The organism is Streptomyces tibetensis (assembly GCF_040647715.1).
Taxonomy (GTDB): Bacteria; Actinomycetota; Actinomycetes; order Streptomycetales; family Streptomycetaceae; genus Streptomyces; species Streptomyces tibetensis_A.
Genome location: NZ_JBEZCR010000004.1, coordinates 628,732 through 635,329, shown reverse-complemented (window position 1 = coordinate 635,329; position 6,598 = coordinate 628,732). Strand labels below are relative to the sequence as shown.

Here is a 6,598-nt window from a genome sequence, read left to right as displayed (position 1 = left end):
CTTCGTAGAGCGCGGCGACTCCGGCCGCGTCACCGGCGTTGGAGCGTTCGACGAACAGGCGGGTGATGTCCTCGGGGCGCCTGGCCTTCTCATCAGCCGCGCAACCTAGCTGTCCACCACACAGAAGCTGTGCGGTAATAGCTGCCGTGGATCTCAACTCGCTGCGCAAGCTCGTTGAAGGTCAGCTCCTCCGCATGGAGGGCAACACCTTCCAAGACTGCATGGATCGGCTCGGCCTGGAGCTGTACCCCGGCGACTACCAACCGGTGCGGGCGGCCGGGCCGAAGGGCGATACCAAGAACGACGGGTACTGTCCGAAGGGTCGGGTGTTCTTCGCCTCGCACGCCACGCGCGGCGAGAGGATCGACAAGACCAAGGCGAAGATCCGCGGTGACTTGGAAGGTTGCCTTCAGGAGCATCGGGACGTGAAGGTGTGGCGCTTCCTCACCAACGACACCCTGCCGGGCGAGGTCGACCAGTTCATCGACAACGAGCTTCGCCTGTTGTACCCCGGCGTCACCATCGAGGTGTGGGGACTCAAGACGCTCGCCGAGGAGATCAGCAAGCTCAAGCGGCAGCAGGTCGACAGGATCATCGACGCCGTCACGGTGGACGAGCCAGAGTTTGAAGTCGTGGTGCTCGACCATATGAAGACAGGGCGCGACCTCTGGCCGATCCTCTCCGGCTGCCTTGGGTGGTTGCCGCATGAAGAACCGGACGACTGCACCGATGAGGAGCAGGACCTCATTGACGGTGCTGTTCAAAGCTTCCGGGACTGGAGCGACATCTCAGGAGACATCGAGTTCTCTCGTTCCTCGGTACGGGACGCCCAGCGCAGCATTACCGTCATCCTGGAAGAGCTTGCTGAGAAGGGACTCGCCCTCTACTCCGCGACGCTGGACGACTACCCTCTTACTGGCGGCCCGTCGCCGTTCTTAGGGACCGTGGCAATCTTCAGGATTACTCGGGTGGATCGCACCACCCCTTCGAGCAGCCGCTGAGCCAACCCCCTTCCCGCGCATGAACCGCAGGATCAACGCTACGCTGGCCACGCCGCGCAGGTCGTCTCGAACCACCCTCAACAGCAATCACCCCGTGGCCGGAGACTCGCACCGGGCGCTCATCCCAGAAGTAGCGCGAACCCTAGGTCTGTTCGGCAACGTCACCCACTCGACTACTCACGCCCGACGGCAATGAAGTGGGTGTGCTCAGAGAGCGCCACCCCGCGCCAGTACTCCCAGCGTTCGATGACGTAAGCCTTCCTCTCCGCACTCATAAGCGCTGTTAGGAGTACCGCCTTCGAAGGATCGCGGATGATCTCGCCCATCTCCATCATGTGTTGGCCGGTTGAGAAGGTCGGCGGCAGTGAGTGCAGAATCCACTGGTCAACCTGGTACGTGAGGGTCGCGTAGTCCCCAGCTTCTCGCTCGGGAGCCAACTGGTCATAGGTGAAGTAATGCTCCCGGTCCCGAGGCATGTGGTCACGCTTTCGCCGCATGTAGTCGGGGTTGTCGTGGGGTGATGTGGCCGCCCGAAACTCGGCGTCCCGCCCATAGACGAGAACGAACTGGGGCTCGACGGGACGGTGTGAGTAGCTGGGCGCGTACGTCTTCGCGAAGATGAGCTGGTTCTCCGGCGAAGAAACCCAAACCTTCCACTCCGTAAGCTGGTCGATCGCCTGAGTCAGCTCGGAAGTAGGAGTCCTCGACCCCTTGTTGAACCAAGCCTTTCGAGGACTCTCGATCTCGATGCAGACGGGTCGGATGGCTCCGGTGTCCCGTCGAACCCACATAAAGTCAGGGACGCGAGTAGGACCGAGCCCTTTCAGTGGAGGCTGTCGAATCACGGACGAGAACGAAGGGCCATGATGACCGCCGGGCCCGATGTTGTCGGTTGCACCAGGCAGAAAGCAAGGGTGAAGCTCCAAGAACTCCTGCATTTCTCGCTCGCTGAGGGAGGAGCTTAGAAGGCTCTGCCACTGGGGCAGCAGCGCTGCGCGGTAGGTGTCCCACGGCGTTGCCTGGGGGCGTTCCGGCCTTGTGTCGGTCTCTGCACGCCGGAAGGTGTCCACCGCAGCAGTATGGATGGAGGCGCAGCGATGGGTGCCGAGAACGGCAGCTTTCAGGGTGAGTTGGCCTGCAACCAGCCTGCCGGCCGCGCGTCAACCCACAGGCAATGTTGATGCAGGCCCGGGCCCGACGGTCTCCCGGCGCCGCCGGACGCCCGTTCGCGCAGGTGGTTTCCGAGGTCCTGCGGGCCCGCGCCGAGCAAGGACCGTTCCGCGCGTTCAGCCCCGACGAGCGGGCCTCTAACCGCCTCGACCTCAGCGACGATGACGGACGCCCGGCGCCGTGGACGGTGGAAGTGCTGAGTGAGGAGTTGTGTCACGCCTGGGCCCAGGGCTACACGGAACCGGCTGGCACGCCCTCGTCGCCACCTACGAGGCGTTCGCGCCGATCACCGTTAGCCTCATCCAGCAGCAGCTCAAGCACCGGGCAGTGCGTCGGCACGCCGGGCTCGCCCCGCTGCCCGGCCTGGTCCACGCGCTCGCCCGCCACTTCGGCACCCCGGGCACCGATCGTCCTGGCCACCAGCGGGCACCCGGCCGACATCCACGCCCTCCTCGGACGCCGCCACCCTGGGCCCCCGGAAGACCCGTCTCAGCCAGCTCTACGGCCTCGACGACCCTGGCCTGTGGCAGCTCGCCACCACCCTCACCGGCACCCCGAAGGAGATACCGGCATGAGCACCCCGCTCCCACCCGTCGCCCCCGACGCCGGCACCATCGACGCCGTCGAGCGCGACGGGATACGCGATCATCCGCGACGCGATCACCCCGGACCTGCGCGACCGGCTCGTGACCGCCGCCGAGAAGCTGGTGGCCTGCGACGTCGCCCAGGGCCGCGACCGAGGAGGCGACGGCAGGGACGGCTTCCGCGCAAAGGGCAGCGGAGCAGCCCCTATGCGCTCATGTGAGCGCGTCGACGGCCGTCCTGCTCATCGGGATCACCGGCTCCGGCAAGACGCACCTTGCACAGGCCCTCTCCGCGAGGGGCGTTATCCGTCTCAGCGTTGACGAGGAGGTTCACCGCCTCCACGGCCGGTACGGCGTCGACTGCCCCGAAGCACGAGCATTTCGACCGCGAGGCCCCCGCGGTCGAGACCGAACGGGCGCAGCCTACGAAGCTGCTGCGCTCCGGCCGGTCCATCGTCCTCGACCACGGCCACTGGCGTCCTTCCGATCGCGACGAGTGGAAGAAGACCGTCCGGGCCGTGGGAGGACGCCCACCGCTCGGCTACCTGTCAGCGTCCAAGGAGGTCCTCCTGCGGCGCCTCGCCGCACGCAACCAGCGTCTAGACGCCAATGCCTTGACCGTCACTACCGAAGCCTTGGACGACTTCTTCGCTCTGTTCGAACGGCCTACCGCCGATGAAGACGCAGTCACCTACAACGGTGACGTAGAGGTCATCCGCTCCGTGGTGCGATGACGCCCTCGACCGTCCCTCCGAGCAGGGGCGCCAGGTGCTCGGCCATCACGAGCAGGGTCCGGTCCGAATAGGCCGGTCCTACGAACTGCACACCGATCGGGAGGCCGTCGGCGCCGTGCGCAATAGGCATGACCAGGCTGGGCAGACCGACGTGGCTGGTGAGGTTGGCCCAGCCGGTCTGGTCGAAGAAGCTCCGTTCGACGCCGTCGACCATGAGAGAGCGGCTCCCGGCCGGGATCGCCGCGGTCGGCGCGGCGGGGGTGATGAGGATGTCGTGCTGGCCATCGGCGAAGAACTGGTGCCACGTCTGCTGGAGCCGGAGGCGCTCCTCGTTGGCGCGGAGCCAGGCGCGGTGTGTCTGAGTGCGGTGGCGGAGGATGGCGGCCCGTGGGCTCGCGTCGTCCGTGTGCAGGTCACGGGCGGCGGCGAGTTCGGCCGCGCCGGTTTCGTCGTCAGTGGCGGCCGTTGTGGTGGCATGGAGGAGCTGCTCGAAGAGGCGGAGAGAGTCAGCGAAGCCGACCGGCCCCGCGGTGCGGCGGACGCTCGAGCCGACGGAGGCCAGCGTCCGTTCGACGGTGGCGAGAGCATCGGCGGTGTTGCGGTCGACGGGGCAGCTCGCGTCGTCGGCCCACACCGCCACGCGGAGCTGGCCGATCGGGCGCTGCGCCGTGGGCAGCGTGACGCTCCAGGGGTTGTTCTCGTCGGGTGACGGTGTCGTCAGTGCGGCGAGGAGCAGGTCGAGGTCGCGGGGGTGGCGGGCCAGGGGGCCGGGGGTGACCATGTCGCTGCTGGTGATCCATCCCGGCGGGCGGGGGATGTGGCCGCGGGCTGGGATGAGTCCGTGGGTGGGGCGCAGGCCGTAGACGCCGCAGTAGTGGGCGGGGAGCCGCAGGGAGCCGGCGAGGTCGCTGCCGAGGTCGGCGGGGGTCAGGTGTGCGGCGACTGCTGCGGCGGGGCCTCCGGAGGAGCCGCCGGTGGTGTGCTTGGGGTCGTGCGGGTTGAGCGTGGGGCCGAACAGGGCGTTGTCGGTGTGCAGGTCCTGGCAGTACGCCGGAGTGTTGGTCTTGCCCATGATGACGGCACCTTGGTGGCGAAGCCGAGCGACCGCGTCGGCGTCGCGGGCGGGCACGTGGTCGGCGAGGTCTTCGGCGCCGCTGGTGGTGCGCAGGCCGGCCGTCTCGAAGCTGTCCTTGATCGTGAGGGGAAGGCCGTCGAGGACGCCGGTGCTCTCGCTGCGGGCGCGGCGTTCGTCGGCCGCGTGCGCGGCGGCTCGGGCCGCGCCGTCGTCGCGCGTGACGACGGCGTTGATCTGGCTGGCGTCTATCTGGGCGACGTGCAGGTCCAGCAGTTCGCGGCTGGAGATCTCGCCGCGGTCCAGGGCCCGGAGCTGGACGTGAGCGGGCTGGTGGGTGAGGTCGTTCGTCATGCGGAGACTCGCTCAAGGTGGGGGGCTCGTGCGGGCTGGCGGGGCAGGTGGCGCGCGACGTCGAGGAGAGCGTCGATGTCGTCCATGGGCCTGGCGGTCTGGCGTTCGAAGTCGGCGAACTCGGTGAGCTGGTCGGGCTCCGGGCGGGTGCCCGCGGCCCTGGCCGCGATTCCGGCGAGGATCTGGTCCGCCGTGACGGCCGCGGACAGATCCATTCCGTGAAGCCCTCGGGCCCGGTGACGGGCTTCGCTGGCCTCGCGGACGGCGGCATCGAGGTACTGGCGGATCACGAACCGACCGTCCCGGATCTCGACGGCTCGGCGGTAGAGCCGGATCGAGATGCGGCGGAAACGGCGCCGCTGGGCCGGGTCGACCCTGTCGATCGGCAGCTCGATCTCGGGTGCCTCGCTGTAGAAGGCCAGCCATAGGGGGCGCAGGCCGTAGTAGCTGCGGTACTGCTTGATCCGGTACCGGACGCTCTGGGCCTGGTCGCTGATCGTGGGCACGAGCCAGCCGATGAGCGTGAGCATGGCGCCGACATCGCCGCAGGTCCAGGCAAGGCCCTCCCATTCCGCGAGGGAGGTGTCGAATGCGCCGGCGATCACGTTGCCGATGCGGACGGCGCTGTATCCGAGGGTGACGGTCGCGCCGAGGGTGACGATGCGCAGGCCGACGCGGACGGACCCGCGAGTGCTGCGGCGGGCCAGGCGCCAGCAGGCGCGGGCGAGGAAGACTTCGCCGATGGTGTAGGCCGTGACGTACAGGGTGAGGTACGCGGCGTACCAGTCGTCGTGCGCGTAGTAGAGCGTGAAGTCGATCGGGTGCGGCGCGTTGGGCGTCAGCAGGGCGAACAGCACCAGCAGCCCGGCGATCACCGCGAAGCCGGCCCAGAGCCAGCGGCGACTGAGCCGGGGGGCTACCTCGGGCGGGGATCCCCAGTAGGTGAGGACCACCTGTTGGCAGGCCAGGAGCGCGACCACGCAGCCCTGCGCGAGGGGCACGGAGATGTTGACGGTGCCGAGCAGGCGGTCGAGGTAGTTCCACATCGGCGTGATGGAGAACAGGAACGAGAGCCCTGACAGCAGGAAGACAGCGGCCAGAGCGGCGGAGGCGGGGTCGCGGCGCCGGGTGGGCACGTCCCGCAGGAGGCAGAGGAAGCCGAGCGTCGCGACGAGGAGGCTGATCGGGTGGAGCAGGTCCTTCACGGCCGGGCCTCCCGTCGGCGCAGCAGCGTGTGCGTGACCCGATCCTGCACTTCGTCCCCGGAGGACTCGTCGCTGCGCAACCACCGGTCGATGATCCGGCGCTGGAGTAGCGATGCCAGGAGTTCGGTGTCTCGCTCCTCGTCCTCGTCGTACTTGGTGCGCCCCAACATCATCTGCACGGTGGCCGGGTCCACGCTGGTGATGAAGGCCGGAGCCAGCGCGGAGACCGGTCGGTTCTCGTGGTGGCCGAGCAGTAGGTGGCTGAACTCGTGGGCGATGATGTGGTCCTGGTGCAGGACGCTGGTCCACGGGTCGTAGAAAACGTGGACGGCACTCTCTGTAACGGCACACGCCCCGCACACCGAGGGCGCCTGCTCCCGGGGCTCTAGGACCACCGTCCGTCCCGTGCGGCGAGAGACCTCGTCGCTGAGGCCGCGGATATTGGTGACGTGCGGGAGCTTCAGCTCGGCCAAGAGGT

General features: G+C 68.1%; 7 protein-coding genes and 1 pseudogene. 4 read left to right on the top strand and 4 right to left on the bottom strand.

The features are described from left to right. Positions 1-146: 146 nt before the first annotated feature. Positions 147-1,001, top strand: coding sequence for a hypothetical protein (locus tag AB0B29_RS14540; protein WP_362238643.1), 855 nt, complete (start codon positions 147-149; stop codon positions 999-1,001). 173 nt (positions 1,002-1,174) lie between these two features. Here AB0B29_RS14540 and AB0B29_RS14535 read toward each other — a convergent pair whose 3' ends face one another. Next, the gene (locus AB0B29_RS14535) at positions 1,175-2,071 is read right to left on the bottom strand and encodes a Shedu anti-phage system protein SduA domain-containing protein (protein ID WP_362238640.1); all 897 of its coding nucleotides are present in this window, start codon (positions 2,069-2,071) and stop codon (positions 1,175-1,177) included. A 310-nt stretch (positions 2,072-2,381) separates the two neighbouring features. Here AB0B29_RS14535 and AB0B29_RS14530 point away from each other — a divergent pair, with 310 nt between their 5' ends. The 3 genes and pseudogenes from AB0B29_RS14530 (at position 2,382) to AB0B29_RS14520 (ending at position 3,489) form a co-directional block, all read left to right on the top strand. After that, complete coding sequence (locus AB0B29_RS14530; RefSeq protein WP_362238637.1) at positions 2,382-2,861, top strand: hypothetical protein; 480 nt, start codon at positions 2,382-2,384, stop codon at positions 2,859-2,861. Between the two features lie 111 nt (positions 2,862-2,972). Further along, positions 2,973-3,053 (top strand): annotated as a pseudogene (locus tag AB0B29_RS14525) (ATP-binding protein); the annotation flags it as partial. Positions 3,054-3,072: 19 nt separating this feature from the next. After that, entirely contained in the window at positions 3,073-3,489 is a 417-nt protein-coding gene (locus AB0B29_RS14520; protein WP_362238634.1) for an AAA family ATPase, read from the top strand. Here the strand turns inward: AB0B29_RS14520 and AB0B29_RS14515 are convergent. The 3 genes from AB0B29_RS14515 to AB0B29_RS14505 are packed head-to-tail and all read right to left on the bottom strand — an operon-like array spanning position 3,467 to position 6,593. Continuing rightward, positions 3,467-4,915, bottom strand: a complete 1,449-nt coding sequence (locus tag AB0B29_RS14515; protein WP_362238631.1) for an amidase family protein — start codon at positions 4,913-4,915, stop codon at positions 3,467-3,469. The two genes, AB0B29_RS14520 and AB0B29_RS14515, sit on opposite strands and share 23 nt — an antisense overlap. Next, complete coding sequence (locus tag AB0B29_RS14510; protein ID WP_362238628.1) at positions 4,912-6,120, bottom strand: MAB_1171c family putative transporter; 1,209 nt, start codon at positions 6,118-6,120, stop codon at positions 4,912-4,914. Before AB0B29_RS14510 ends, AB0B29_RS14515 begins: the two co-directional genes overlap by 4 nt. Further along, a complete protein-coding gene (locus tag AB0B29_RS14505; protein ID WP_362238625.1) occupies positions 6,117-6,593 on the bottom strand; it encodes a hypothetical protein in 477 nt (158 codons plus the stop codon). Before AB0B29_RS14505 ends, AB0B29_RS14510 begins: the two co-directional genes overlap by 4 nt. Positions 6,594-6,598: the final 5 nt, after the last annotated feature.

Coding starts and splice junctions, on each gene's coding strand:
- AB0B29_RS14515 (WP_362238631.1), bottom strand. CDS start 4,915: ATGACGAACGACCTCACCCACCAGCCCGCTCACGTCCAGCTCCGGGCC.